We start from the raw sequence: 25,579 nt of genomic DNA, 5'->3' as shown, positions 1-25,579 counted from the left end.
ATACTGCAAAACGGTTTTTCCTTCGAAAAGGCTACATTTTGTTTGCTTATGCACCCAATTGAATATCCCTGCCAATGAAGTCCCATACTGGAAGAAAAGAGAGGAGCCCGTTCCATGACCAAGCCAAATCAAAAGACCCGCAAACGCGGGTTCCGTGTACGTAAATTCATTAAAAACCTGTCTCTGCTCGCCGTGCTCGCTATGCTTGCTACCGCTGCGGGATTGGTGTACCTATACGCAACCAGCCTGCCCCTCGCAGACTCTGACCGGAATTCAAGATTGCTGGACAGTCAGGGTGAAGTGATCGCTACCTTCTCTGCAGGTGGAAAAGACTCCGTACCCGTTCAACTGGAGGATATCGCTCCGGATCTCGTCAACGCCACTCTGGCTGTAGAGGACCGCAAATTCTATAATCACTACGGTTTTGACGTTCAAGGGATGGGACGAGCTGTACTCGTTAACCTGGAACATATGCAGATGTCGCAGGGCGCGAGTACATTGACTCAACAGCTGGCGCGTAACCTATATCTATCTCATGAGAAAACATGGACTCGCAAAGCCAAGGAAGCCATGTACACGGCGCAATTGGAGATGAAATATAGCAAAGATGAAATTTTGCAGATGTATCTGAACGAAATCTATTATGGGCATGGTGCGTACGGAATCGAAGCGGCTTCGCGAATGTATTTTGGCAAATCAGCCAAACAGCTGGATCTTGCAGAGAGTGCCATACTGGCAGGAATCCCGAAAGGACCGACCTACTATTCACCCTATAACCATATGAAGAATGCCAAAGACCGGCAGAAGATTGTGCTGAATGCCATGGCTGATATCGGTAAGATCACCCAAGCCGAAGCGGATAAGGCCTATGAGAAAATGCTTACGTTCAAACCGGAAAGTGAGCGTAAAACGGTAGAAAGTGCCCCGTATTTCCGCGACTATATCCGTAACCTGGCCATCAAAGAACTGGGAATCAGTGAAGCGATGCTGGATCACGGGGGATTGAATATCTACACCACCCTGGATCTGCGTGTGCAAAAAGCAGCGGAAGACGCCATAGCAAAGGGTATGGATGCCAAAAGTGAGCTGGAGACAGCGTTGGTGTCCATCGACCCTCGGACGGGCTACATTAAAGCCATGGTGGGCGGCAAGAATTACCGCACCAATCAGATTAACCATGTACTGGCGACAACGCGCCAGCCAGGTTCGGCGTTTAAACCCATTATGTATCTGGCAGCTCTGGAATCCAAGCAGCTCACCAGTGCATCCATATTTAACAGTGAACCTACCCTGTTTCACTACGACAATGACCGTAAAACCTATAAACCCGGCAACTTTGGTGACAAGTATCTGGGTGAAATTGACCTCAGACAGGCGATCGCCGCTTCAGACAATATCTATGCGGTGAATACCATTATGCAGATTGGTCCTGAGCAAGTTGTAAGTATGGCGAAAAACCTCGGAATTACAAGCAACCTGAGCGCCGTACCTTCTCTTGCACTGGGAACGTCACCCGTTAGCCCGCTGGAGATGGCGTCGGCCTTTTCCGTTATTGCTGCCGGTGGACAACGGACGCCACCTGTTGCCATTCTGCAAGTGACGGATGCAGCAGGACGTGTGCTGTATGAATCGCCTCAGACGAAAGCTGAGACCGTGGTGGAACCTGCGGCAGCTTATGTACTGACTCGTTTGATGGAAAGTGTATTCGAAAATGGGGGAACGGGTAACCGGGTATCTGCCGCGATCAAACGTCCGGTTGCCGGAAAGACAGGGACGACCAATACGGATGCCTGGCTCGTTGGATTCACACCGGAGCTCTCTACCGCCGTATGGGTTGGGTACGATCAGGGCAAAGCCATCTCAACTTCCGATGGCCGCCGGGCGGCGCCGATCTTTGCACAGTTCACAGAGCAGGCACTTGAGAGCGTACCACCCAAAATCTTCACCGTGCCTGATCATGTCGTCAGTGTCTATATCGACCCGCAATCCGGCAAGCTGGCAGGCAACGGTTGTGAAGAGAAACGACTGGAAGTTTTTATTGATGGTACTGAACCGACAGAGGTATGTCACGGTACGACGGATGATTCGGATTCTGGAGAAGATGAGAAGACCCGTCAGGTACAGAGTCAGCAAGGCATACAGGAAGAGAAACGTTCCTGGTGGGGAGATTTCAAACGTTGGTGGGTAGAATGACGCAAATGCGCGATGACTTAGTTGCGTCACCCATAACCCCTGATAATATGGGGCCATTGGAAATTCACTTCGGATGAAAACTCATAATTATTCAGGTTCGTGAATATGATTAATGCACAAGCAAAAGCCCCCAAACCGAACTTTCGGTCAAGGGGCCTTTTGCTTTTTTTTCTTTTATACAGTGTTGCATGATTCGCCTTAGGCGAGTGCTTCTTTCAATTCATCCGGAGAAGCATTCCACCATTCTTCGTTGTGTGAGATCAGCAGCGTCTTGAGTGCAGCCCGATCTTCAGGTCCAAGCTCGTCCAGCATGAAGCGACGCTTCAAGGCATAATCCATGCGATTCACATGTTCCGCCAGCAGTTTCCATCCACGTCTTGCTTCCGTATCAATCCACATCTCACATGCCGTTGCTCCACCATACAGTTGGCCTTCCTCCGTGCGATCGACAGCTACCCACACCAGCCATACCTGGCGTCCGTTGGGCACATCTTCACGATTGGTAGAGAACTTGATATTGCGTTCCACTTTGCTTTTCGCATGCATCGCACCGATATCGATTTTGGCTTCGCCATTATCAATAATGACCGGGGAAAGGTTATTCAGATCAATGGAGCCTGCACCGAAGCCTTTATGCTTGCTTTTTGCACTAACGATATTCAAGGCAATCTGTTTCTTGCCGTTTTGCTCGTTTTGGTCCATGTTTATAGCCTCCAAGGGTTGATACAAATATTTTAACTAATAATTGTCCCATTGCAAACATATACATGCTGTAGATGCTTGTCAACGGGAGGTATTTAACGATGATTCCACGACGCGCCAAGAGCTGGCTCACTGCATCCCTGGCCCTGTGTGTACTTGCCGGAGGGATATGGATCACTCTGGGTTATAATCGCTCAACTCATTCCGAATTGCCAGTACTCGCCCCCGAATCGGGCAAGCCCAAGGCAATAGCTCCAGCTCCAGCACCTCCAGAAAGTGTACAGACCCCTACAGCCGAAGTGTACAGCAACCGTGTTGTGGAATATCACATGGATGTGAAGCTGGTCCAAGGAAACATATTGGAAGGGACTCAGACGATCACCTGGACTCATCCAGGCAAAAAAACCGTCAGCGAGCTTTACTTTCATATGTACCCCAACGCCTTCTCTTCTGCTGACACCACCTTTATGAAGGAATCCGGTGGAAAGCTTCGAGGTGATGTCATGCCTACCAATGGTTATGGCTCGATGAACATTACCGAAATGAAAACGGAGGACGGGCTCTCTCTGCTGCACCGGATGCAGTATGTGCAACCAGATGACGGAAATATCAAGGACACCACCCTCATTAAAGTACGCCTGCCCAAACCCGTCAAAGGCGGGGAAAGTATCACACTCCACACCCGATTTGAAGTGAATCTGCCCAAGATTTTTGCCCGGATGGGAACTGCTGATAATTTTGTCATGGCTGGGCAATGGTTTCCCAAATTAAGTGCCTATGAACCTGTAGGCAGGCGTGGACGAACAACGGAAGGCTGGAATCTGCACCAATACCATGGCAATTCAGAGTTTTACGCCGACTTCGGTATATACAGTGTGCGTATTCGGGTGCCTGAAACATACAAAGTGGCTGCTACCGGATTTCCAACGCAACAAGCCGTGGTGAAGAACGGAGAAAAGGTCTATCAATTCTACGCCGATGATGTGCATGACTTCGCATGGGCAGCCTCACCCGATTTTGTGTACGCAGAGGAGCCCTTCTCCGCACCCAATGTGCCTGGTGTACGAATCAAGTTATATCTGGACCCTGCTCATCAGGATCTGAAAGAACGTTATTTCTACGCCGCGAAGGCCGCACTAGCCAATTATAGCAAATGGTTTGGCCCTTATCCTTACGCTACCTTATCCATCGTTGTTCCACCCAAAGCGGGAAACGGTGCTGGAGGTATGGAATACCCTACGCTAGTTACGGCCTTTGGAGCCGATGATACGACTCCAGGTTATGACCTGGAACGTACCGTAGTCCACGAGATCGGACACCAATACTTCTACGGCATGGTTGCCAGCAACGAATTCGAGGAAGCCTGGCTGGATGAGGGGTTCACCTCTTATGCAGAAGACAAACTGATGGAGCAGGAATACGGATTGATTCCGAATCTGCCGGTACAATCGGGACTGATTACGTCTCCTTCATCCTTAACACAAGAATCCTGGAAGTTCGATTCACAGAATGAGTATGCAGCTAATGTTTACACACGTGGCAAGCTTGTATTGCTTGGTATTGAACATCAAGTCGGCACCAAAACGATGGAACGCATTCTCTCTACCTATGTGAAGAAGTACCGCTTCAAACATCCCACTTCGGCTGATTTTCAGAACGTTGTGGAACAAGTGACTCGCACTTCCTGGTCTGATTATTTTGACCAATACGTCTATGGTAACGGGATGGCTGACTTTGCTGTAGAGAAGATTCGTGTTACACCCGTACAGAAGGACGGTCAAACATGGTACGAGTCATCTGTGACGATCGCAAAAAAAGGCAGTGATTACAACGCCGTTCCTGTTCGAATTGCTTTTGAAGACGGACATACCCTCACCAAGCAATGGGATGGCAAGGATGATCGCATTACCTATAAATTAACGCACACATCCCCCGTAACCTGGGCCATGACCGATCCCCTGTACACGATCGTGCTGGAGAACCGCCATATGAACAATTTCCTGAAATCCGGACTGGATGAGCAGACGAAGTCCCGCTGGAGCATGAGTGTAACCAAACTAATAGAAGCCATATTCGGAGGTCTGTCATGGTGAGGTGGAAACGGTGAAAGCAAAAATACGTGAAGGCTGGTTTCTCGTCCGTCAGCATATGTTCATTGCAGCACTTTTATTTCTCTATCAACTCATTTGGGGCTATTTCTTCTATCGAATGGTACAATCGGCGGTCATTCCACTCCTCCTGCGCTATCCAGATCCTGATGCCGGGGAGCTGAGTACACTTCTGTTCAAAATGGAAAGCCAGCTTAACCTGTCTACCCATCCGGAGGTTCATCGTTATCTATGGATTCTAGGGGGCATGCTGCTGATTCGCATGTTGATCAGCCCCCTCATTCAGGCCGGACTGCTCTACTCGCTTCAGCACTTTAATTCTACAGAAGAGCGCATTCCCTTCGTCCGCGGAATCAAAAACCTGTGGAAACCGATGCTGCTGCTGCACACCATACGTACATTATTGATACTTCTGCCCGCCTACTGGCTCATACCAAAGCTCTACTCGATCCTCATGGACGGATTTCATTCCCTTCAATTACTTTTGCCTGGTATACCTTATGTTGCTGCCTGGATTGTATATGGTTGGATCATCCACCATGCCCTGCTCTACATGCAGTTCGGTGTTTCGGCACCAGAAGGAGAAGGCGGGGCTCACGGTACCCTCAAAGCTCTCTGGATTGTAGTGCGTCATCTCATCGCCGTAATCGGTATTGCACTCCTGCTGGGCGGAGTTCACCTGCTCGTCTTTGGGGCATTCACTTCTGCCTCATGGTTATTAACGGGACTTACCGGACTTATACTACAACAGACGTATCCACTCGCCAGATGTCTATTGAATCTGTGGAAAATATGCAGCCATTTCCGATTGTGGCAGTCCAAAGTATCCAAAGGTGAGAGCAGATAGTTTAAAAATTGTTACCATCACATGTTAAACATATGGCCTAATATGTACTTAAAAATAGGCAAACCTCAACCTTTCCCCGTCAAAGGTCGAGGTTTTTTTTGCTAAATTTGTTGCTAAACGTTGCCAAAGCCGTACTCCTCTGTTACAATAATCGCAGTGAGTTTTTAGTAACAACTTTGTAATCTTTACATTCATATTTGTAACTACTTAAAATTAAATCGTCATTTCTTGATTTCGCAGGTGCATAACTAGCATAGCCAAATTCCTGGCACCTGGGAAGCGGGGGAACCAGTTATGGGTGAATTGATCTTGCTACAGAGGGATCATAGGGGACCTTCAACCGAATCCTTAAGCTAACCTCGCAGGCGTTGGAAGGGGAATATCTCTTGTTCAAGAAGAAATTAACCGCAGCTGTACTTAGCATCACATTTGCATTATCGCTTGGTGCAGGTAGCGCATTCGCAGATTCAAAAATGGATAAAGTAATTGATTCAGCAATGGGAACTACATACAAAAGTGGGGGAACAACGCTTAACGGCTTTGACTGCTCCGGATTTACACGGTATGTATTCGACAAGTTGGGTATTGATTTGGCACGCCAATCCAGTTCCCAATTCGACATGGGTGATTCCGTATCCCGCATGGAAATGAGAGCTGGCGATCTGGTATTCTTTAATACAACAGGTAAAGGCGTATCACATGTAGGAATCTTTGTAGGGGATGGGAAGTTCGCACACTCCTCTTCTTCCAAAGGCGTTACGATCAGTGCATTGAGTGAAAGCTATTGGGCCAATCGTTATGTTGGCGCTAAACGGATTATGAGCACGGACGCATATGAATCACTGGCCCTGGAGTAGGGACAAGCTGAGCAACATGATGCTGTAACCATGAACCATACTGGAACGAAACAAGAAGCATAACAGAACCGCCCGGTACATTCTCCGCAGGAATGTATCCGGCGGTTTTTTTGTGCTTCAATCCTGAAGCATGTTGCAAGTTACACTCGGGGCATATCCTGCGACATCAACAAGTTCATTTTGCGTTCGTTCGTCCGTGCCCTTATGATGTTTTTACCCATCCTGTTATAATATAAACGGAATTACCGGAACTTTTGTTTCATATTTTTTCTGGTAAGGGAGACTTGCTAAATGAATATCTCTTTTGTAGAGTGGACAGTGAGTTCTGTTTCAAGGAAAGGAGCATGCAGGTGTATGAAGGAAGCCCCTTTAACGTTTCATGTTATACCCATGCGAGAAGAACATGCGGAGCTCATCTGCAGTTGGCAGTATGATCCGCCTTACAATATCTACAGCTGGCTCCCCTGGGAGCAGATGAAAGCTCTGGAAGTGGAATTCGGAGATGCACAGCTGCGGCAGGAGCAATATGCGATTGTCCTGGATCAGAACGATCGTATATGTGGATTTGCTCAATACTTCCCACTTCAAGGGGTAACCCGAATCGGCCTCGGCATGCATCCAGAGCTGTGTGGTCAGGGCCAAGGGACAGCTTTTGTCACTGCCATTGTACAGGAAGCCATTCGCCGAAATCCCACGAACGAGATAGATCTGGAAGTGCTCACTTGGAATGCTCGTGCCATTCAAGTCTATTTGAAGAGTGGATTTGTCACCCAGGATACATACGAACGACAGACCCCAAGCGGCTTGAAGCCCTTTCACTGTATGGTTTATGAAGGGCCTCGTGATTAAAATCCATTGCAAAACAACCAAATTTGCCCCTTGTTATGTGATTAGTTCAAAAAATTCCCACAAAATGCTATGATGTCAGTACAGGTTCCGTTATAATGATATGGATAGTTTCAGGTTAGATGATCTTTCATTCTGGAGGGGACATAAGGGATGCACAAATGGATCATGAGCGGAGTATTTTTTGCAGCATGCGCTTTAGCTATTGTTTTAATGTTTACGCTTCCAGGGAAAGAAGAAGTGGCTGAAGAAGCCAAGCCAACCATGCCGGAAGTAACATTGGATGCCGGACAGGCTGAAGCACTGGTCAAAGCCAATTGTATCTCCTGTCACGGGGATCAGCTTCAAGGTGGCGTAGGACCTGCTCTGGCTAACATCGGCAGCCAGGATGATCTGGAGAAGATCTACTCTACGATTGTCAAAGGTAAAGGCGGTATGCCTTCCTTCAAAGGCAAACTGCAGGATGAAGAGATTGCAAATATCGCCATGTGGCTGTCAGAGAAGAAATAATCTCTGCACGCACTACATAATGAAGAGGCCCTTAATCCCCTTTTGGGAGAATAAGAGCCTCTTTGTTATACCAATTATTAGACATCTGCCGCGTGCTCAGCCAGGAAGGCCTCCACTTCACTTGCGGACGGCATCCCGGACTGGGCGCCGAGCTTCGTCACGGATAACGCGGCTGCACCCATGGCGAAGCCTACGGCCGCGTCCAACGTCTCACCGCGCGCGAGGGCTACCGCCAGCGCGCCGTTGAAGCAATCGCCAGCGCCGGTCGTATCGACGGCGCTTACGGCGTAGCCGGGCGCACGGCTTGCGCCGGCACGCCCTGCCTGTACGCGGCCACCAGGTGCCGCCGCGTACACAGCCCCCTCGGGGCCAAGCGTCGTGACGACAGCGGCCCCGAGGGATGCGGCGAGCTCTGCGACCGCCGCATCCAGGTCTTCCGGCCGGAGGTGATCCCGGCCGGTAAGCACGGCAAGCTCACTGCGGTTCGGCGTGACAACGTCGACGCACCGCAGGAGCTCCTGGGGCAGACCCGGCACCGCGGGAGCCGGGTTGAGCATCACCAGTGCGCTGCCTTCAGCCGCCAGTTGGGCGGCGCGGGTAACCGCTGGCAGCGGGATCTCCAGCTGCAGCAGCACCGCTGAGGCTGCAGTCAGGCTTTTTACCGTATCCGCCTCTTCCAGCATCTCAGGCACCACTTGCCCATTCGCACCAGGAATAACGATAATCCGGTTGTCTCCCCGAGAGAGCCAAATGGAAGCTGTCCCTGTAACCGTATCTTCCAATATGCGAACCTGCGAGACATCTGCACCACTTTCCGTCAGACTGTGCAACAGACGTTCGCCAAAACCGTCCGATCCCACCGCACCAATCATCGTTGTCTGTCCACCTAAACGCGCAGCAGCGACAGCCTGATTCGCCCCTTTGCCACCAGCGAGATAATGCAGTTCTTCACCGCTCACCGTCTCTCCTTCTTCCGGAATCGTGTCTGTTTTCACCACAAGATCCATATTGAGACTGCCTACGACTGTAATAAGAGGTTGTTTCTGATTATAGTCTGACATGTATGGTTCACTCACTTCTGGCCGCACGATAATAACCGACCTGGTTATTCCGACCTCATTTTGTCATAAGCTTCGTTATATTGGCCTGCTTCCTTGATATCTACAGATGTGATACCCCCCGCGTCCCATGACGTGAGACGCAGCGTAACCGTTGTATAGTCAATCGTAATAAAAGGATGATGATTGAATGCTTCCGAGATCGCAGCGACCTCATCCACAAATGCAATCCCTTTCATGTAGTTGGAGAACACGAATTTGCGAACAATCCACCGTCCCTCTTCCAGTTCCCAGCCTTCCAGCCTTCCCAGATGAGCTTCGACTTCCTCTTGCGAAAAAACCATGCGTTATCTTCCTCCCCATAGGATGGTACATTACAGACGTGTGTCCATATAACCACCAACACCTTCAGCGCTATCAACAGCAGCCTCAAAGGCCAGGCTCACCGCCATGCGGTTGGCCCATTTCACGACTAACATCTTACCACGGACAAGCTTCAAAATCCAATTAACTTAAATGGCATAGAACCAATAACCATAAGGCTTTGAGGAAATTTCCAGTTCCATTCATACCCCTGAAAATACATGTACACACACTAAATTAAAGGTACAAAAGTTAACTCTTCTTCCCCTATCAAAATATGAATGCGGTGCTGTTCCTTATCATGGATGACCACGCCACTCCCAACCGGAATGATCGATTCCTCACCCAGCGCATAGAACAGATCCTCCGCCAACGCCTCATCTACTTCAAGTTGCTCAGGTGGCCCCAGTCTCCCCCACTCTTCCGCGTCCATTTCAAAGAAAACATACCGATCCGGTATGCGTCCGATTGCCGTTGTCAGATCTGTCAAAATTCCTTCATAATCCCGTCCATGCTTTACGCCCATTGGCTTTTCACTCCTATTCGGCCCCTAAGGAGCGGATTTGATCTTATTATACCTGAAAATAGCCCTTAAAAAAAAAGGCCTTCTGGTCGATAAATACTATATATGACCGTTTGAACTGTTTTAGCAACCGCAAGGAATGCCTAACATTGAACGGATTGCGGCCAAAAATTCGTCCGGAAGCCCGAATACAGCCGCTTGAAAGGATTCAATTTTATCTCATGGATGAGGTGTATGATGAACATTTCAACGATTATTGGACTCGTTTTTGGGCTGGTCTCCCTTGTACTCGGTATGTTCCTGAAGGGTGCGCCCTTAATCAACCTGGTTAACAATCCGGCAGCCTACGTTATTATCTTTGTTGGTACGGCAGGAACCATCTTTATTGCATTTCCGATGTCTGAAGTTAAGAAAATCCCTAAGCTTTTCGGGATTATTTTCAAAAATCAAGTACTTATTGATCGAGTATCCCTGATCGGCACGTTTATGGATTGGGCTTCCACTACCCGTCGTGAAGGTTTGCTTGCACTGGAATCAAAAGTAGAAGAGATTGACGATCAGTTCCTTCGTGGCGGTATGCGTATGATTATCGACGGCAACGATCAGGAATTTGTAAGTGATGTACTCATGGAAGATATTCACGCTACAGAGGAGCGCCACCGTGGCGGTGCCTTGATCTTCGCTCAGGCGGGGATGTACGCACCTACGCTCGGGGTTCTCGGGGCCGTTGTAGGTCTCATCGCAGCACTTGCCGATCTCAGTGACATGGAGAAACTCTCCCATGCGATTGCGGCAGCATTTATCGCAACACTCCTTGGTATATTTAGTGGTTACGTGTTATGGCACCCGATGTCTAACAAGCTGAAGCGGATGTCCAAGCAAGAAATGGAGATCAAGCTGATGATGGTTGAAGGATTGTTATCCATACAATCTGGTGTATCCACCATTGCCATCAACCAAAAGTTATCCGTATTCCTGACACCTTCCGAACGTAAACAACTGGAAGAGAAGGAGGGATCATCAGGTGAAAAAGGCTAAAAAGCACGAACCACATGAAGAACATATAGACGAGAGCTGGTTGCTTCCCTATTCTGACTTGATGACCTTGTTGCTTGCCCTGTTTATCACGTTGTTCTCCATGAGTTCACTCGATGCAGCCAAGTTTGAGCAGATGGCTTCCGCACTAAGCAGTGCATTGAATGGAGGCTCCGGTATTCTGGATCATACGTCCATGAATCCGGATACGCCAGGTGCTGATCTGGGTAAAAACAAACAGGAACCTACAGAAATCACCAAAAAAACACCAGCTCAGATTACGGATGCACAGATGGCTCAAAAAGAGCAGGAAGATCTGGAGAAGCTCAAGAAACGACTTGACCAGTATATCTCAAAGAACGGACTTTCGGACCAGCTGAACACCAAGCTGAATCAGTCTGAATTGAAGATCACCATCAGTGATAATGCCCTCTTCTCCTCAGGCCGAGCAGATGTGAAGCCTGAATCACGATCCCTGGCCAAAGCGATTTCAAGCATGCTGCAGGAGTTCCCTGAATATGAAGTGGTGGTATCCGGTCATACCGATAATATTCCCATTTCGAACAACCAATATAAAGATAACTGGGATCTGAGTGCAGATCGTGCACTCAACTTCCTGAAAATCCTGTTGCTGAACACACAATTGGATCCTTCCAAATTCACACCAAGTGGTTATGGAGAGTATCACCCGATTGCCAGCAATGACACCAATACCGGACGGGCACAGAATCGCCGTGTAGAGGTTTCTATCATTCGGAAGTATCAAAGTAACAATACCAATGTAAAAGCGGTTGGCGAAGGAAACTAGAGGCCAATACGCCGCCAATGACCCAAAAGACCGTTCTCCAGGTACAAGGAGAACGGTCTTTTGGGTTTATATAAAGGCTTACGCTTGGTTTATCTACATATTTCCGTCCTATTCGGTATTATTGAGCAGCCTTCATTAACTCTGCACCAAAAAGCCCTGCACTCCCTTACGGAAAGCAGAGCTTTAATCGGTTAAATTAGTCAAAGTCGAATCGACTATTCCAGTGAATAGTCCAACAGACCGCCCAGCTCCGCTTTTTCAGCAGCGGTAAGCTCTCTCCAAGAACCTGTTGCCATTTCTCCAAGATGGATGTTCATGATCCGAACCCGCTTCAGCTTACGAACCTCGTAGCCAAAGGCACTACACATCCGCCGAATTTGACGGTTCTTTCCTTCGGTCAAGATAATACGGAATACACGATCCGTCATCCGGGTCACAGTACAAGGCAGTGTCATTTCACCCAAAATCTTAACCCCTGTGCTCATGCCTCTAAGGAAACTCGGCGTTACAGTTCGATCAACAGTGACGATATACTCTTTCTCATGGCGTCCTTCTGCTCTAAGAATCCGGTTAACGATATCTCCGTCATTGGTCATCAGAATCAAACCTTCCGAGTCCTTATCCAGACGTCCAATGGGAAAGATACGTTCATCGTGTCCGACAAAATCAACAATATTACCCTGAATATGCTGCTCGGTTGTACTTGTGATTCCAATCGGTTTATTCAGCGCAATATATACGTGTTTTCTCTTTTCCTTGATCGGTTTGCCATTAATTCGTACATCGTCGCCTTCTTCTGCCTGACTGCCCAGTTCAGCCTTAACTCCATTAATGGTTACCTGACCACTATCCACCAGCTTGTCGGCTTCACGCCGGGAGCAATAACCTGTTTCACTAATAAATTTATTAATACGCAAAAGGTAATCTCACCTCATCTATTTCTCTTCATCTGTAAGTGGTTCATCCGTTACCTGATCTGCCTCAATAACCTCCGGTTGTTGCTCGGATGCAGGCAGTTCAATGATAACCGTTGTTCCCTTGTTCATGACGCTTTTAATATCCATCATGCCCTTATGTGATTGAATAATTCGCTGACTGACCATCAGACCCAGCCCTGTCCCAGACTCCTTATTCGTAAAGAAAGGCTCCCCAAGCTTGGGCATCATCTCTTCCGGGATACCTATGCCTTCATCCCTGATCTCAATTCTGACACGTTTCGACTGCTCGTCATGCTTGAGCTTGATATGGATACTTCCTCCATTTGGCATGGCCTCCATACCGTTTTTCAGCAAATTGATGAATACCTGCTTCAACTGGTTCTCTTCACAGTGTACCATAGCCGAATCGGATGAGGCACGCAGTACAAATTCTACACCATGCAGATGCGCCTGACTATCCAGTAGCGAGATGACATCGCCGAGAATAAAACGAATGTCCCGATTCTGAAAATGAACCGCCTGCGGTTTCGCCAGAATCAGAAATTCACCAACAATAAGGTTGATGCGATCCAGCTCCGATAACATCAGATCCAGATGACGATGATTCAGCTTGTTGCTCTCTTGCTGTAACTGTAGGAATCCGCGAAGCGTAGTCAATGGATTACGAATCTCATGCGCTACACCTGCTGCAAGCTGGCCTACGGTTGTCAACTTCTCAGAGCGTCTGAGCAGCTCTTCCATCCGGTTACGGCTTGTAATGTCCCTAGAGACACTAATCAGTGCGGTAATCTCTCCAGCCTCGTCTCGTACCGGAGCCGTACTGACACTGACCTCTACCCGTGTCCCGTCTTTCTTCATCCAGGTGGTTTCATTGGATGTAATGGACATGCCTTCAACGAGTTGGGCATGCTGGCGTTTCATTTCTTCTTCTGCCTCTGGCGGGATGATCTTCAGATGACGACCTTCAACCTCACGACTTCGAAAACCATATAATTGTTCAAATGCCCGGTTAACCCGCAGCACTTTCCCTTCAAGATCCGTAATATGAATGGCATCCGCTGTCTGATTGATAATGGACTCCAGATGCTCTTTCACCGCCCGATTCTCTTCATACATCTGTTTCAGGCGGCTCGTATAATGACCCAGATTACGAATCATGGCATTAATACGATTGGCCAGTTGGCCAAGTTCATCCTTCCTCCGGACTTTCAACCGGAAATCAAAGTGTCCATCTGCTACATCATTCACTTTGCCCAGTATGGATTGGATCGGACGCGTAATATACCCTGCGAGCAGATAGCTGCCAAAGATCACAATCTCCAGCAAAACCAACGATATGGAGGCATGGCTCACCAACTGCTCAGATACCATGGAGGATATTTGCTTATAGTCCATGACAATACTGATCACATAGGAAGACTGATTGGGTGTGAAAATGGGAATAAAGCTCTTCAATACCTTCTGTTCGTGCGTTTCACTGACAAAAGATACATTTTGCCCTGTTCGAATGGCGCGCACCACAGCACGATGATCCTCATCCTTAGAACCATACTGGTATGTACCGAAACGAATCGGTCTGTTATTCAACTTGCTAAAGTTTGTATCTCTTCCGTCATCCCCCATGTTCGGGCTTCCAAAAGTCAACGGATTGATGCCTGTAATCTCCAGAATGGAGGGATTGACCTCACGGATTTTATTCAAAATCTCATCCGGACTAGAGATTTTCACATAGTCATCAACTTCCGTATTATTATAGAAGGGATTGATTATGTAGTTTCTCTTTCCATCATGGTAGTAACCCCAGATATCAATATCCGAAGGACTGGATGTCGAATATTCGAATCCATCTGACCAGAAATGCTCTAACTTCTGCCCTTGGGGAATCGTCACCTGTTGTTTTTCAAACAGCTGCTTAAAGGCCTGATACCAGTAGGTCATGGATTTGGTCGACAGACCAATTTCTCTCGGATCCGATGAGCGGCTAACCACAATGTCATCATCCGTCTGCTCCATCAACGAAATATGTGATACGCCAACCTTCTGACTCAAGCGAACAAGTTCTTCATTTGTGATATTATTAATATCCGGGTCCAATTCTTCTGCTGCCATGACAGCAGCAAGCCACAGATTGTTTCCAATCTGCCGTTTTACATAATCCGAACTGTATTGATTTTGTTCGACAGCAATTGCAATCTGTTTTGCAGTGAGCACCATCTTGGTTTCACTGTCCTGCCGCAGATTCTCTTCTGTAGTATAATAACTCAGTGCGATATTCAACACTAAAATAACGAGCACTGAGCACGACATAATCATGGATAATTTCGTTTTAATAGACAAGTTTTTAAGTTCACCTCTCGGCTTGTACCCTCTGGCGATATATGGCAAAACCTATCTCCATCATAACGCTTGTATGACTTTTTGAAAAGGATAATTGACCTGTGTCCAAAAGTTACCGAATGACTGAAAAGCTCGAAATTCGTTGTTTTTTGCATTTTCGACCACTACAATGAAATTAATCACTATATTTATCCACATACCCACAGGCTTGTGGATAGTTTGTTTATAACTATGTGAGCAACTCTATGGTTATCCACATTTCTATACACAACATGTTAACAACCCGAATGCTTGTTCGCTGAATAAATGCTTTTTGGAAGGAGTTATATCGTAATGAATGACCATTCTCTCCAGCCCGATCTTGGGAATTTATCTGAGGAGGCTCAACATGAGCACTGGATGCGGGAGGCCATTGCTGAGGCCTATAAGGCCGAGGCTCTTGGGGAAGTGCCGATTGGCGCTGTAATTGTACAAAACAACCAAATTATTGGCCGAGGATTCAATCTGCGTGAAACTACACTGGATTCCACCGCCCATGCAGAGATGGTGGCTATTCGTCAGGCCAGCGAGACCATCGGAGCTTGGCGTTTGTTGGATTGTTCTCTGTACGTCACACTGGAACCTTGTCCGATGTGTGCAGGTGCAATTGTACAATCGAGGGTCCCCCGCGTAATCTTTGGTACGGCTGATCCCAAGGCAGGCTGTGCAGGTACACTGATGAACCTGCTACAGGAGCCTCGATTTAACCATCGCACCGAGGTGATCCCGGATATCCTTCAGCCTGAATGTTCCACGATGCTAACTCAATTTTTTAGAAGTCTGCGCCAAAAGTTAAAGTAGTCACCGAATACAAACATCCCAATTAGAAAGGAAGTGTGCTGTAATGGCACTAACACTCTATGATACAGCCCATGGCATAAGCCTTCGGCTGCTCACACCCCAGGATACACAGTCCTATCTGGACCTGATTCAGATTACACGCGTCCCATATCAGGCTGTAGAACCGGTTCGAGAGAATGATTTTTATACACTGGATGCTCAGACTCGGCGGATTGAGGATCGGGTCAAGGCAGCAGAAGAAGGTACAGGATATCAGTTTGGAATCTACACCATTAAAGACAGCCTGTTGATTGGACAAGTAAGTCTTAACAATGTCGTATTGGGCGTTGCCAATTATGCGGATATGGGTTACTTTATCCATCCAGATTATCAGGGCGGCGGACGAATGACAGCAGCGGTTAAACTGGCCGTAGCTTATGGCTTCCGTGCGCTGAAGTTAAATCGGGTTCAGGCTGCGGTATTGCCTACCAACAAAGGTTCACAGCGCGTATTGGAGAAGAACGGATTCCAGTTTGAAGGTACTGCTCGTAAATACCTCAAGATCAACGGCAAATATCAGGATCATCAGATCTATGCTGTCCTTGCTGAAGATTTGGATGAACTTGCGAATTAATTGATTTAGAGGCTCCACCACAGAACTGTCTGTATTCCCAATTCAACAACATACAAATTTAACTATTCCAAACCGCACTATCCTGGTTATGTAGGAGAGAGTGCGGTTTTATTTGTATAAATCAACAGCCACGATTTAATATCAAAGATCAATTATTTTGCAGATCCCCCTCATACGCTGTGTAACAAAAAAACCGCCTGTATCCAAGCGGAAGGATATTACCCTCACTTGAATAACAAACGGTTTGATTTGGACTCGACGAGCTTAGTATCCGTATGAAGCGTTCATCAGTTCTTCGAACTCTTGCATAGTAATTACGTCATCGCCAGTAGGGATGTTGATTTTGAATGCTGCTTTTTCGTTAATCTTGGTGTACGTATTGGAACCGGTAAATGCCAATTTCACTTCGTCTTTGGTATCTTCTGGCTTGATCAGCACATCAGCGACCATCTTTTGATATACAGGGAAGTCGTTTTTGTCCAATGCGAAATCAATGTTGAATTGGTTAATTGTTAGAACATCTTTCAATTTATCCAAGTCTTTAGCCATTTCAGCCTGATCTGCTTCAGTGATTTTCAAATCTTCTTTAGCTTTGTCGATATCGGCCTGATCCATTTGCAGCATTTCACGATATTCCTCTTTGGACAGAATATCCAATACTTTAGGCATCGCTTTTGTTACCAGTACAGTAACCGCTTCTTTCACGTTGTCATTATTCACTGTGAATTGTACAACCTGCTTCGCATCTACACCTTCAGGAAGTTGTGCATCTTTGGTATCCAGGTTTTTGAAGAATTTAGCTTGGTCGTATTCACCCAGCACCGCGTTCATGACTTCATTGCTCAGCTTTTGAGTTTTGGCTGCGTCCATAGCATTCGGGTTCCATTCCGTACCCTCTTGCTCAGCCAATTCTTTCAGATCCAGCTCCAGGAACTTGCCAACAACATTTTCCGGAATCGGGAAAAATGGAATGTTCGGCACTTTCACATACAGTTTCTCTGCCGTCATCACCATTGGAATGTTAAAGGTCATCCCCATGTCGCCTTTAAGTTCAATGCTAAGAGTCATCTCTGTCTGCATTGGCTCACTTTGGTATACACCTGTTACATTCAACTGAGCATCCTTCAACATACTCATAAACTGAGTCATGGTCGGATCACTTTGTGAAGCATCCCCAGGTTTATAGCTCAATTCATTAATTGTAAAGTTGGAACTCATTTCATACGAAGTCAATTTGGAAGCATTGGCTGCGGCCGTCTTCAATGCTTCTTTTGGTTCCTGCTTGCTGCTACATGCTGTCAAGGCCATAGATACGGTTAACAGCAACGTAAGAAGAAGCGCCCCCATACGTTTAGTCATTTGTTTCTCTCCTCTCGTGATAACCCCAAAAAAGTAATTCAATATCAATGATATACCATATTACCAGATACTGAAACCTAATTTGGGAAAAATGTGATCTTTCCTCTTTAAAATGGCTACAAAGACCTATGTTAGCTTTGGGAATAAGCATGTACCAGTCTTTATATATGTATGAATACGCAAAAGCCCCCTGTTAGGTAACAAGAGACTTTTGCATGGAGTCTGATCATAATTATTATTTGCAGTGAAACTGGTGTTGTTTCTATTAACCTTGAGGATTCAGATGATCCACATGATTCTGATTTTTCACTTTTTTGGAACCGGATAACGGTTCCTGCATAGAAGAGCGTTTGGATGAACGATGATGCTGTTCAGATGCTTGCGCTTCGGGAACGGGTATTGTTTTTGGTTTGCTCATATTATTGCCCCCTCATCTTTGTTAGGAATGGGATGGGTCCCTATCTTCGGTTTTGTCATGATTCAGTGCATCCTGATGACGGCGATCATTGATATCTTGCTGAATTTGCTGGGCATGATGACTGTTTACGGCTGGCTGCTCCAAATCATCGACTACATTTTGCAGGTTTTTGTCAACTCCCGCTTTGGCTTTAGTCAATTGAGTTCACTCCTTCAGATTTCAGGCTATTGTCTCGTCTGGGATTGTAACGACTGGGCGCATTCGTGAATGTGCCGTGTATAATCATGAGCCAGTTCCTGAATCGGTTCTGTACGCTCATCTGTCGTTCGCCCATCCCGTTCCACATCAATCAGCTGTACACTGACTTCACGGGAATCGACATATGCACATTTGAAATCAAAAGAATACATCTCATGACCTGCTGTCGCAATGTGTATCCGAATGGCCTGCTGATCGGCTTCATCGGCCATTACCTGCGCCTGGTCTCCGACATTCAAGACTTGAGGCAAACGTTCTTGCCAAGCCCCTACAAGCTCTGTCTGATCAATGTTTAACTCGCGGTTCATCTTACCACCTCCACTCCTATAAAGTGCGGCGATGAAGATGTTTTTATACATATGAGCCTTATTCAAAATATTAAGCTATGCTGCGCAACCTATACATCGGTCACCAACCTGTATGCTCATTACGCTGAACAAACTCACAACGCAAAAAAGGACCCGAGCGATATCGCTCGAATCCTTGTTATAAGTGTAGTATGGCGGAGAGGGTGGGATTCGAACCCACGTGGAGTTGCCCCCTAACGGTTTTCAAGACCGCCCCGTTATGACCGCTTCGGTACCTCTCCAGGGAAATTAACTTTTATAAACTTGCCACGAAAAGTATCATACCACATATCAACATCATAATGCAATCTTTTTTATATTAAAATTGATAATCCATATCAGACAACAGCCTCAGCTTATACAAAAGAATCCAATCCGCCATTCTGAAATGACGGATTGAATTTGTATTCCTCTTGATGGGGATGGTTAATTGATATTAAGAACGACGTGCAATCACACTTGTGCCGCCCATATAAGGACGCAGTGCTTCAGGAATGATAACCGTACCATCTTCCTGTTGATAGTTCTCCAGGATAGCAGCTACTGTCCGTCCAACGGCCAATCCTGACCCGTTCAATGTGTGCACAAATTCCGGTTTGGCTTTTGGCTCTCTGCGGAAACGGATATTGGCACGACGCGCCTGGAAGTCCTCACAGTTAGAGCAGGAAGAAATCTCACGATAGGTGTTGCTCTCAGGTAACCATACTTCAATATCGTATGTTTTAGCTGAAGTGAAGCCCATATCTGCGGTACATAATGTTAGAACGCGATATGGCAATCCCAATAATTGAAGCACACGCTCTGCATTTTGAGTCATTTGCTCCAGCTCTTCATACGAAGTCTCCGGAGTAGAGAGTTTGAGCAGCTCTACTTTGTTAAACTGATGTTGACGAATCAATCCGCGTGTATCCCGTCCAGCCGAACCGGCTTCAGAACGGAAACAAGAGCTGTATGCCACAAAGTGCTTAGGCAATTGATCTACATTCAGAATCTCTTCGCGATGATAGTTCGTTACCGGAACTTCAGCAGTAGGGATCAGATAATATTCGGTATCCTTCAACTTGAACAGATCTTCTTCGAACTTAGGCAGTTGACCTGTTCCAAACAAGCTATCCCGATTAACGATGTATGGAGGCAGAATCTCTTCATATCCATGTTGATCGCTATGCAGATCCATCATAAAGTTAATCAATGCACGTTCCAGACGGGCACCCAATCCTTTATAAAAGGTAAAACGAGATCCTGTTACTTTGGCAGCCGCTTCAAAATCAAGGATATCGAGGTCCTGTGCAATTTCCCAGTGGGCTTTTGGTGCAAAAGCAAATGACTTGGGCTCTTCCCAGCGGCGAATCTCAACATTGTCCTCTTCGGAAGCTCCAATAGGTACGCTCTCGTTAGGAATGTTCGGAATCGCCATTGTGAGATCATTGATCTTCACTTCCAGCTCACGAACTTCTTCGTCCATGGATTTGATTTGATCAGAGACTTCGCGCATCTCCACAATCAGATCATCAGCATTCTCGCGATTTTTCTTCAGTCTAGCAACTTCCGCAGAGACCGTATTTCGACGGCTCTTCAACGTTTCACTCTCTTGAAGCAATTCCCGACGTTTGGCATCCATCTCGGTAAATCCAGCGATAAGATCCAGCGACTTTCCACGTTTAGTCAACGCTTCTTCTACACGTGCATACTCATTCCGCAATATTTTCACATCAAGCACGATATACCCCTCCTAAATAACCCCACGAAGTGAAGCCTTTGTTAAATCGATTCTCAAAACTCTACTGTGTATACCTTACTATATACTTATCGGAATCTGTAACCACAAAAACAACCTATGTCCCCGGTGTGACCCTCCGCTGCGATTCCCGCTATGAAGCAGATACAGGCAACATCAGGCATCCGTTCAGATGCAACTGCCAATCAGCGGCCTTACAAGGCTGCTGGGGAAGTGATCCGATGACCGGGAGATCATAGGTTGTACATCATACATTATTTAGGGTTTACCGCATGTTTGTAGGACTTGGCCATCTCTACAAAATAAGCATGCAGACGATAGTCATCCGTCAACTCCGGATGATACGAGCAAGCTAGCAAATGTCCCTGCCGAGCTGTTACAATCTCATCCTTGTAAGTGGAGAGAACCTCCACCTGATCTCCCACACTCTCAATCAAGGGAGCCCGGATAAACACAGCTCTCACCGTTTCCTCAATACCTTTGACAGGCAAGTCTGTTTCAAAACTTTCTCTCTGCCGTCCAAATGCATTTCGGGATACAGTCATATCCATTAGCTCCAAATGAGCTTCTTCCTGTCCTGTAATATGCTTAGCCATAACGATTAAGCCAGCACAGGTACCAAATACAGGTTTGCCCTCAGCAGCAAACGCTCGAATGGCATCCATAAACCCATACTTACGCATCAATTTGCCAATCGTTGTACTCTCCCCGCCAGGAAGGATAAGACCATCCAGATCGCCCAATTGCTGAACCTGTTTGATAGCCACACCTTCTGCTCCAGCGCGTTCAATACTCCGTATATGCTCTGTGACAGCCCCTTGAAGTGCTAAAACGCCGATCTTCATTTGCACATTCCCCTTCTCTTACCAGCCACGATCTTGCATACGCTCGGAAGGTGCGAGTTTGGATATCTCTATGCCCTTCATCGGTGCTCCAAGATACTTGGACACTTCGGCCCGTAATGTATGTGTTGTTCTAAAAAACATTGGAGTTTTTGCTTCATTATACGTGAATTCTAACTTGATATTTTACCGGAAAAATTGTAATTATACAATCCATCCGGTCGGAATAACTTGTATTTTGTCAATGAAATGACCACTTAAACATCAAATTCATGATCGTACTCTTTTTCAAGAAGTAGGTTATGGGCTAAAACAGGTTTTTGATTCCGTCAAAGAGATCCACGAAGAAATCCTTAACAGCACGGAAGAACAGACGGAACCATCCACCTTTATCGGCTTCTTCCGCTGTGATCAAGTTCACTGTTTTTTCCTGAGGTTCAATTCCATCTGCTTTATAAGTGTACGTTACTGTACCAACCTTCGTACCTGCCTTGATTGGAGCTACTAACTTGTCAGCCTCAGTTACGTTCGCTTTGAACGTCACATCCAGGTTCTGAGTACCTTTGGGTACAACGAAACTTACCGCATTATCTGTTACGACAGGAACGGTTGTTTCTTTACCTTTTTTCACCGGCACAGCTTCCCAGCCCGTCACTTTGGTCTTGCCTGCAACAGCCTGCTTCACTTCAAAGTTGTTAAATCCAAAGTCCAATACCTTTTTAGTTTCTCTGAAACGTGCAGATTCCGAATCTGTGCCCATAACGACACTAATTAGACGCATACCGTTACGTTCCGCTGTACCTGTAAAGTTATTACCTGCGTTTGTGGTATGGCCTGTTTTCATTCCATCCAGACCTTCATAGGCATAGCTTTTGAAATTGGTTATATTTTTATTCGCTTCCAGCATCCAGTTGTAATTAATAATTGGAGCTTTATCGTTTGGACGGAACTTATAGGATTGAATGGTTGTAAAATCTGTGTAGTCCGGGTGATCCATGATGATATATCTGCACAGAATCGCAGCATCCAGTGCGGACATCACTGTTTCCTTGTCTTCAGCTGGGCGGAAGTCGGCAGGCATATCTGCTCGGTCTAGACCGGAAGAGTTGATGAAGAACGTGTCCTTCATGCCCATACGCTTCGCTTCATCATTCATCATTTTCACGAAAGCCTCTTCCGAACCTGCAACATGTTCAGCCAAAGCAACCGTAGCATCATTGGCAGAGCCAACAGCCATAGCAATATAGAGATCCTTAACTGTGTGCTGATCACCTTCCGCGAGGAAAATACGCGAGCCGATACTTTGTGCAGCATTCTTTTTAACAGTTACAATATCGTCCCAGCCAAATTTACCTTGTTTAACTTGTTCGGCGACAATGTACTCTGTCATCATTTTGGTCATACTTGCAGGTGGCATCGCTTTATCTGCATCGACATTTAGTAGGATCTGTCCCGTTGAGGCTTCCATAAGCACCGCAGATCTAACTTCAAGCCCAAGTGAGTCTACCCCAGGAACCTGAACAGCTTTCTCCGTCTTTGTTGTTGTTGCCGCAGCAGTCAGAACCTGACCGGAGTTATCCGCAGCAGCCATGACCGGCATTACTGCAGACATGCAAAGCATGTTAATTAGCATTACCGAGGCTACGCTTTTTTTGAGCATTTGGCGTTTCTTCTTATTCATGTGTTTGGTTTTCAATGATGAATACTCCCTTCGATCCAAAGCATTGTGAATTGCTTCAGTGCAGCTTATGCTGCGATTTTCTTGTTCCCTAACTTGCGTGTTTGATGTGTGAGATGTGTGTTATATGCGCTGTATCGAACGAGCAATATTATTGCTCCTAAAGTTCGTTATCGATTGTCACTTAGTCCGCATTTTGCGAATGCATATGTAAAAGGACGTCCGCGCTTCTGTTTAGCTGTTGGCAGCCTTTTCTTGCACTGCATTTGCTTTTCAAAACCATATTCATAGATTCACGTCAAATAACCGCCGCAACGCCTTAATCCATCCATGGATCGTCACCGCTTGTTCTATTCTATCACAGGGGTATCAGCAAAAAAAGACAGACCCGGTGAAAATCACCAAGCCTGTCCTGGAAATGATTAACTCTCTTCTGATTACAACGAGTAGTTAGGTGCTTCTTTTGTGATCTGTACATCATGCGGATGACTTTCACGCAGACCTGCACCGGTAATGCGAATGAAGCCAGTATCGTTCCGAAGCTGCTCCAGGTTGCTTGTACCGCAGTAACCCATACCGGAACGCAAACCACCAATCAGTTGGTGAATTGTATCAGACAATGGACCTTTGTAAGCAACACGGCCCTCAATTCCTTCTGGAACCAGTTTTTTGTCATCATCCTGGAAGTAACGGTCCTTACTACCTTGTTTCATTGCAGCCATAGAACCCATACCACGATATACTTTATAGCTACGTCCTTGGAAGATCTCAGTCTCCCCTGGGCTTTCCGCTGTGCCGGCAAATAGACTTCCCAGCATTACCGCGTGTGCACCTGCAGCCAGTGCCTTCGTAATTTCACCGGAATATTTGATTCCGCCATCCGCGATAATTGGAACCCCATATTCGCGTGCCACTGTTGCACAATCGTACACTGCAGTTACTTGAGGTACACCAATACCAGCGATAACACGTGTTGTACAAATTGAACCTGGACCAATACCCACTTTGACTACCGAAGCCCCTGCTTCGATCAGGTCACGAGTGGCTTCACCGGTAGCCACGTTACCTGCAATGATGGTCAGGCTAGGGAAACGTTCACGAAGCTGACGTACCGCTTCAATGATATTGATGTGGTGTCCGTGAGCCGAGTCTACCGTAATCAAGTCAACACCAGCTTGTACCAAAGCATCTGCACGTTCAAATGTATCTTTGGAAATACCAATCGCTGCACCAACCAACAAACGTCCTTGGGCATCTTTGGCTGCATGAGGGAATTGAATGGCTTTCTCAATATCTTTAATCGTGATAAGACCTTTCAGCGTGTTCGTCTCATCCACTAATGGAAGTTTCTCAATCTTGTGCTTCTGAAGGATACCTTCAGCTTCTTGTAGTGTAGTGCCTACAGGAGCGGTAACCAGGTTTTCACGAGTCATGACTTCGCTAATTTTGATGCCATAGTCATGGATGAAACGAAGATCGCGGTTAGTCAAAATACCTACCAGCTTCTGGTCTCCTTCAATAATCGGTACACCAGAGATCCGATATTTTGCCATAACTTCTTCTGCGTCAGATACCAGATGATCTGCTGTAAGTGAGAATGGATTCGTAATAACACCGCTCTCCGAACGCTTAACACGATCTACTTCTTCTGCCTGTTGTTCAACAGACATATTTTTATGGATAATACCGATACCGCCTTCACGTGCAATGGCAATAGCCAATGTCGCTTCAGTTACCGTATCCATACCCGCACTGATCAAAGGAATGTTTAACTTTACACTATCGCTCAAACGAATAGATACATCTACTTCTTTAGGCAGTGTCTCGGATTTCCGTGGCACTAGCAATACATCATCAAAGGTGAGGCCTTCCTTACCAAATTTATCTTCCCACACGCAAGTGTTCCTCCTTATGTTTGCTCAGCTTTACGGTCCAAAACCCGAAGATTCCAGGCTGTATTTTATGCCGAAAATACGTTTTCTGAAAAATTTATTATTGCCATCTTAGCAAAGCGATATTTAGACTGTCAAGGAAAAGTACTTGGTTATATAAGGTGTGTTGTCTGATGCATACAAGTGTTTTTCTCATGCGGACAAGTGCAAACAATATATCATATAAAAGTCATCTTAAATCAACTGACATTTGCCTTCTATTGAGGCCTTTAGGCTGTTATGTTGCTGTTTTTATGCTATTGTTCAAACCTCAACTATTCATTTATATACAAATAAAAACCACCACCGAATAACATCGGCAGTGGTTCTTTGCTTGGCGGCGTCCTACTCTCCCAGGACCCTGCGGTCCAAGTACCATCGGCGCTAGAGGGCTTAACGGTCGTGTTCGGGATGGGTACGTGTGGAACCC

At 46.5% G+C, this 25,579-nt stretch carries 24 protein-coding genes, 1 tRNA gene, 1 rRNA gene, 1 pseudogene and 1 riboswitch; of the genes and pseudogenes, 10 read left to right on the top strand and 17 right to left on the bottom strand.

The window, feature by feature from the left end:
• Positions 1-114: 114 nt before the first annotated feature.
• Positions 115-2,193 carry a transglycosylase domain-containing protein gene (locus tag ACE3K2_RS23975; protein WP_421895901.1) on the top strand — a complete coding sequence of 693 codons (2,079 nt, stop codon included), beginning with the start codon at positions 115-117 and terminating at the stop codon, positions 2,191-2,193.
• Positions 2,194-2,391: 198 nt separating this feature from the next.
• On the opposite strand, the gene ACE3K2_RS23970 is transcribed toward ACE3K2_RS23975, so the two are convergent.
• Entirely contained in the window at positions 2,392-2,895 is a 504-nt protein-coding gene (locus ACE3K2_RS23970; protein ID WP_421895898.1) for a YwhD family protein, read from the bottom strand.
• Positions 2,896-2,996: 101 nt separating this feature from the next.
• On the opposite strand from ACE3K2_RS23970, the gene ACE3K2_RS23965 reads away from it, so the two are divergent.
• The 5 genes from ACE3K2_RS23965 (at position 2,997) to ACE3K2_RS23945 (ending at position 8,063) form a co-directional block, all read left to right on the top strand.
• The gene (locus tag ACE3K2_RS23965; RefSeq protein WP_421895895.1) at positions 2,997-4,988 is read left to right on the top strand and encodes a M1 family metallopeptidase; all 1,992 of its coding nucleotides are present in this window, start codon (positions 2,997-2,999) and stop codon (positions 4,986-4,988) included.
• Between the two features lie 10 nt (positions 4,989-4,998).
• Positions 4,999-5,850, top strand: a complete 852-nt coding sequence (locus ACE3K2_RS23960; RefSeq protein ID WP_421895892.1) for a hypothetical protein — start codon at positions 4,999-5,001, stop codon at positions 5,848-5,850.
• 245 nt (positions 5,851-6,095) lie between these two features.
• Positions 6,096-6,233, top strand: a riboswitch (cyclic di-AMP (ydaO/yuaA leader).
• Between the two features lie 3 nt (positions 6,234-6,236).
• Entirely contained in the window at positions 6,237-6,707 is a 471-nt protein-coding gene (locus tag ACE3K2_RS23955; RefSeq protein ID WP_421895889.1) for a C40 family peptidase, read from the top strand.
• A gap of 354 nt (positions 6,708-7,061) precedes the next feature.
• Positions 7,062-7,556, top strand: a complete 495-nt coding sequence (locus ACE3K2_RS23950; RefSeq protein WP_421895886.1) for a GNAT family N-acetyltransferase — start codon at positions 7,062-7,064, stop codon at positions 7,554-7,556.
• Positions 7,557-7,706: 150 nt separating this feature from the next.
• Positions 7,707-8,063 (top strand): c-type cytochrome, encoded by a 357-nt coding sequence (locus tag ACE3K2_RS23945; protein WP_036607288.1) that lies wholly within the window; start codon positions 7,707-7,709, stop codon positions 8,061-8,063.
• Positions 8,064-8,140: 77 nt separating this feature from the next.
• Here the strand turns inward: ACE3K2_RS23945 and rbsK are convergent, their stop codons facing one another.
• From rbsK to ACE3K2_RS23930, 3 genes are all read right to left on the bottom strand, one after another.
• Positions 8,141-9,124 (bottom strand): ribokinase, encoded by a 984-nt coding sequence (gene rbsK / locus ACE3K2_RS23940; RefSeq protein ID WP_421895882.1) that lies wholly within the window; start codon positions 9,122-9,124, stop codon positions 8,141-8,143.
• A 44-nt stretch (positions 9,125-9,168) separates the two neighbouring features.
• Positions 9,169-9,465, bottom strand: coding sequence for a 4a-hydroxytetrahydrobiopterin dehydratase (locus ACE3K2_RS23935; protein ID WP_062838136.1), 297 nt, complete (start codon positions 9,463-9,465; stop codon positions 9,169-9,171).
• 251 nt (positions 9,466-9,716) lie between these two features.
• The gene (locus ACE3K2_RS23930) at positions 9,717-10,010 is read right to left on the bottom strand and encodes a hypothetical protein (protein WP_421895877.1); all 294 of its coding nucleotides are present in this window, start codon (positions 10,008-10,010) and stop codon (positions 9,717-9,719) included.
• A 234-nt stretch (positions 10,011-10,244) separates the two neighbouring features.
• Here ACE3K2_RS23930 and motA point away from each other — a divergent pair, with 234 nt between their 5' ends.
• Together motA and motB are read left to right on the top strand one after the other, a co-directional pair.
• Complete coding sequence (gene motA / locus ACE3K2_RS23925; protein WP_017691317.1) at positions 10,245-11,045, top strand: flagellar motor stator protein MotA; 801 nt, start codon at positions 10,245-10,247, stop codon at positions 11,043-11,045.
• Positions 11,032-11,850 carry a flagellar motor protein MotB gene (motB, locus tag ACE3K2_RS23920; RefSeq protein ID WP_253428960.1) on the top strand — a complete coding sequence of 273 codons (819 nt, stop codon included), beginning with the start codon at positions 11,032-11,034 and terminating at the stop codon, positions 11,848-11,850. The genes motA and motB overlap by 14 nt, the downstream gene beginning before the upstream one ends.
• A gap of 215 nt (positions 11,851-12,065) precedes the next feature.
• On the opposite strand, the gene rluF is transcribed toward motB, so the two are convergent.
• Together rluF and ACE3K2_RS23910 are read right to left on the bottom strand one after the other, a co-directional pair.
• Positions 12,066-12,767: a 23S rRNA pseudouridine(2604) synthase RluF gene (gene rluF, locus ACE3K2_RS23915; RefSeq protein ID WP_421895874.1), complete on the bottom strand. Its 702-nt coding sequence runs from the start codon at positions 12,765-12,767 to the stop codon at positions 12,066-12,068.
• An 18-nt stretch (positions 12,768-12,785) separates the two neighbouring features.
• Complete coding sequence (locus ACE3K2_RS23910; protein ID WP_421895871.1) at positions 12,786-15,125, bottom strand: ATP-binding protein; 2,340 nt, start codon at positions 15,123-15,125, stop codon at positions 12,786-12,788.
• A gap of 333 nt (positions 15,126-15,458) precedes the next feature.
• Here ACE3K2_RS23910 and tadA point away from each other — a divergent pair, with 333 nt between their 5' ends.
• Together tadA and ACE3K2_RS23900 are read left to right on the top strand one after the other, a co-directional pair.
• Positions 15,459-15,965, top strand: a complete 507-nt coding sequence (tadA, locus tag ACE3K2_RS23905) for a tRNA adenosine(34) deaminase TadA (RefSeq protein WP_421895868.1) — start codon at positions 15,459-15,461, stop codon at positions 15,963-15,965.
• A gap of 43 nt (positions 15,966-16,008) precedes the next feature.
• Entirely contained in the window at positions 16,009-16,578 is a 570-nt protein-coding gene (locus tag ACE3K2_RS23900; RefSeq protein ID WP_421895865.1) for a GNAT family N-acetyltransferase, read from the top strand.
• Between the two features lie 264 nt (positions 16,579-16,842).
• Here ACE3K2_RS23900 and ACE3K2_RS23895 read toward each other — a convergent pair whose 3' ends face one another.
• The 11 genes and pseudogenes from ACE3K2_RS23895 to rrf all read right to left on the bottom strand — a co-directional run.
• Positions 16,843-17,937 carry a hypothetical protein gene (locus ACE3K2_RS23895; RefSeq protein WP_421895862.1) on the bottom strand — a complete coding sequence of 365 codons (1,095 nt, stop codon included), beginning with the start codon at positions 17,935-17,937 and terminating at the stop codon, positions 16,843-16,845.
• A 265-nt stretch (positions 17,938-18,202) separates the two neighbouring features.
• A complete protein-coding gene (locus tag ACE3K2_RS23890; protein ID WP_421895859.1) occupies positions 18,203-18,355 on the bottom strand; it encodes a small acid-soluble spore protein P in 153 nt (50 codons plus the stop codon).
• A gap of 21 nt (positions 18,356-18,376) precedes the next feature.
• Positions 18,377-18,553 carry a hypothetical protein gene (locus ACE3K2_RS23885; RefSeq protein WP_017691325.1) on the bottom strand — a complete coding sequence of 59 codons (177 nt, stop codon included), beginning with the start codon at positions 18,551-18,553 and terminating at the stop codon, positions 18,377-18,379.
• 26 nt (positions 18,554-18,579) lie between these two features.
• Positions 18,580-18,921, bottom strand: coding sequence for a hypothetical protein (locus ACE3K2_RS23880; protein WP_124118848.1), 342 nt, complete (start codon positions 18,919-18,921; stop codon positions 18,580-18,582).
• Between the two features lie 192 nt (positions 18,922-19,113).
• Positions 19,114-19,202: transfer RNA gene (locus ACE3K2_RS23875), tRNA-Ser, on the bottom strand.
• A 194-nt stretch (positions 19,203-19,396) separates the two neighbouring features.
• Positions 19,397-20,680 carry a serine--tRNA ligase gene (serS, locus tag ACE3K2_RS23870; RefSeq protein ID WP_421895854.1) on the bottom strand — a complete coding sequence of 428 codons (1,284 nt, stop codon included), beginning with the start codon at positions 20,678-20,680 and terminating at the stop codon, positions 19,397-19,399.
• 272 nt (positions 20,681-20,952) lie between these two features.
• Positions 20,953-21,543: a pyridoxal 5'-phosphate synthase glutaminase subunit PdxT gene (gene pdxT, locus ACE3K2_RS23865; RefSeq protein ID WP_421895851.1), complete on the bottom strand. Its 591-nt coding sequence runs from the start codon at positions 21,541-21,543 to the stop codon at positions 20,953-20,955.
• Positions 21,544-21,561: 18 nt separating this feature from the next.
• Positions 21,562-21,672: pseudogene (locus ACE3K2_RS23860) on the bottom strand (pyridoxal 5'-phosphate synthase lyase subunit PdxS); the annotation flags it as partial.
• A gap of 175 nt (positions 21,673-21,847) precedes the next feature.
• Complete coding sequence (locus ACE3K2_RS23855) at positions 21,848-23,221, bottom strand: D-alanyl-D-alanine carboxypeptidase family protein (RefSeq protein WP_421895939.1); 1,374 nt, start codon at positions 23,219-23,221, stop codon at positions 21,848-21,850.
• A gap of 434 nt (positions 23,222-23,655) precedes the next feature.
• The gene (gene guaB, locus ACE3K2_RS23850; protein ID WP_421895848.1) at positions 23,656-25,113 is read right to left on the bottom strand and encodes an IMP dehydrogenase; all 1,458 of its coding nucleotides are present in this window, start codon (positions 25,111-25,113) and stop codon (positions 23,656-23,658) included.
• Between the two features lie 368 nt (positions 25,114-25,481).
• Positions 25,482-25,579: ribosomal RNA gene (rrf, locus tag ACE3K2_RS23845) — 5S ribosomal RNA — on the bottom strand; the annotation flags it as partial.

The sequence above is a fragment of the Paenibacillus sp. genome (assembly GCF_048976745.1).
Taxonomy (GTDB): domain Bacteria; phylum Bacillota; class Bacilli; order Paenibacillales; family Paenibacillaceae; genus Paenibacillus.
Note: the sequence above shows the minus strand (reverse complement) of the source record. Positions and strands in the feature narration are given on the sequence as shown.

Excerpts from the sequence above, each read along its gene's own strand:
- rbsK (WP_421895882.1), bottom strand. The coding sequence starts at position 9,124 with ATGTCAGACTATAATCAGAAACAACCTCTTATTACAGTCGTAGGCAGT.
- ACE3K2_RS23855 (WP_421895939.1), bottom strand. The coding sequence starts at position 23,221 with ATGAATAAGAAGAAACGCCAAATGCTCAAAAAAAGCGTAGCCTCGGTA.
- ACE3K2_RS23945 (WP_036607288.1), top strand. The coding sequence starts at position 7,707 with ATGCACAAATGGATCATGAGCGGAGTATTTTTTGCAGCATGCGCTTTA.
- ACE3K2_RS23890 (WP_421895859.1), bottom strand. The coding sequence starts at position 18,355 with ATGAGCAAACCAAAAACAATACCCGTTCCCGAAGCGCAAGCATCTGAA.
- ACE3K2_RS23975 (WP_421895901.1), top strand. The coding sequence starts at position 115 with ATGACCAAGCCAAATCAAAAGACCCGCAAACGCGGGTTCCGTGTACGT.
- ACE3K2_RS23935 (WP_062838136.1), bottom strand. The coding sequence starts at position 9,465 with ATGGTTTTTTCGCAAGAGGAAGTCGAAGCTCATCTGGGAAGGCTGGAA.
- tadA (WP_421895868.1), top strand. The coding sequence starts at position 15,459 with ATGAATGACCATTCTCTCCAGCCCGATCTTGGGAATTTATCTGAGGAG.
- ACE3K2_RS23970 (WP_421895898.1), bottom strand. The coding sequence starts at position 2,895 with ATGGACCAAAACGAGCAAAACGGCAAGAAACAGATTGCCTTGAATATC.
- ACE3K2_RS23900 (WP_421895865.1), top strand. The coding sequence starts at position 16,009 with ATGGCACTAACACTCTATGATACAGCCCATGGCATAAGCCTTCGGCTG.
- ACE3K2_RS23895 (WP_421895862.1), bottom strand. The coding sequence starts at position 17,937 with ATGACTAAACGTATGGGGGCGCTTCTTCTTACGTTGCTGTTAACCGTA.
- ACE3K2_RS23950 (WP_421895886.1), top strand. The coding sequence starts at position 7,062 with ATGAAGGAAGCCCCTTTAACGTTTCATGTTATACCCATGCGAGAAGAA.
- pdxT (WP_421895851.1), bottom strand. The coding sequence starts at position 21,543 with ATGAAGATCGGCGTTTTAGCACTTCAAGGGGCTGTCACAGAGCATATA.
- ACE3K2_RS23965 (WP_421895895.1), top strand. The coding sequence starts at position 2,997 with ATGATTCCACGACGCGCCAAGAGCTGGCTCACTGCATCCCTGGCCCTG.
- motA (WP_017691317.1), top strand. The coding sequence starts at position 10,245 with ATGAACATTTCAACGATTATTGGACTCGTTTTTGGGCTGGTCTCCCTT.
- ACE3K2_RS23880 (WP_124118848.1), bottom strand. The coding sequence starts at position 18,921 with ATGAACCGCGAGTTAAACATTGATCAGACAGAGCTTGTAGGGGCTTGG.
- ACE3K2_RS23930 (WP_421895877.1), bottom strand. The coding sequence starts at position 10,010 with ATGGGCGTAAAGCATGGACGGGATTATGAAGGAATTTTGACAGATCTG.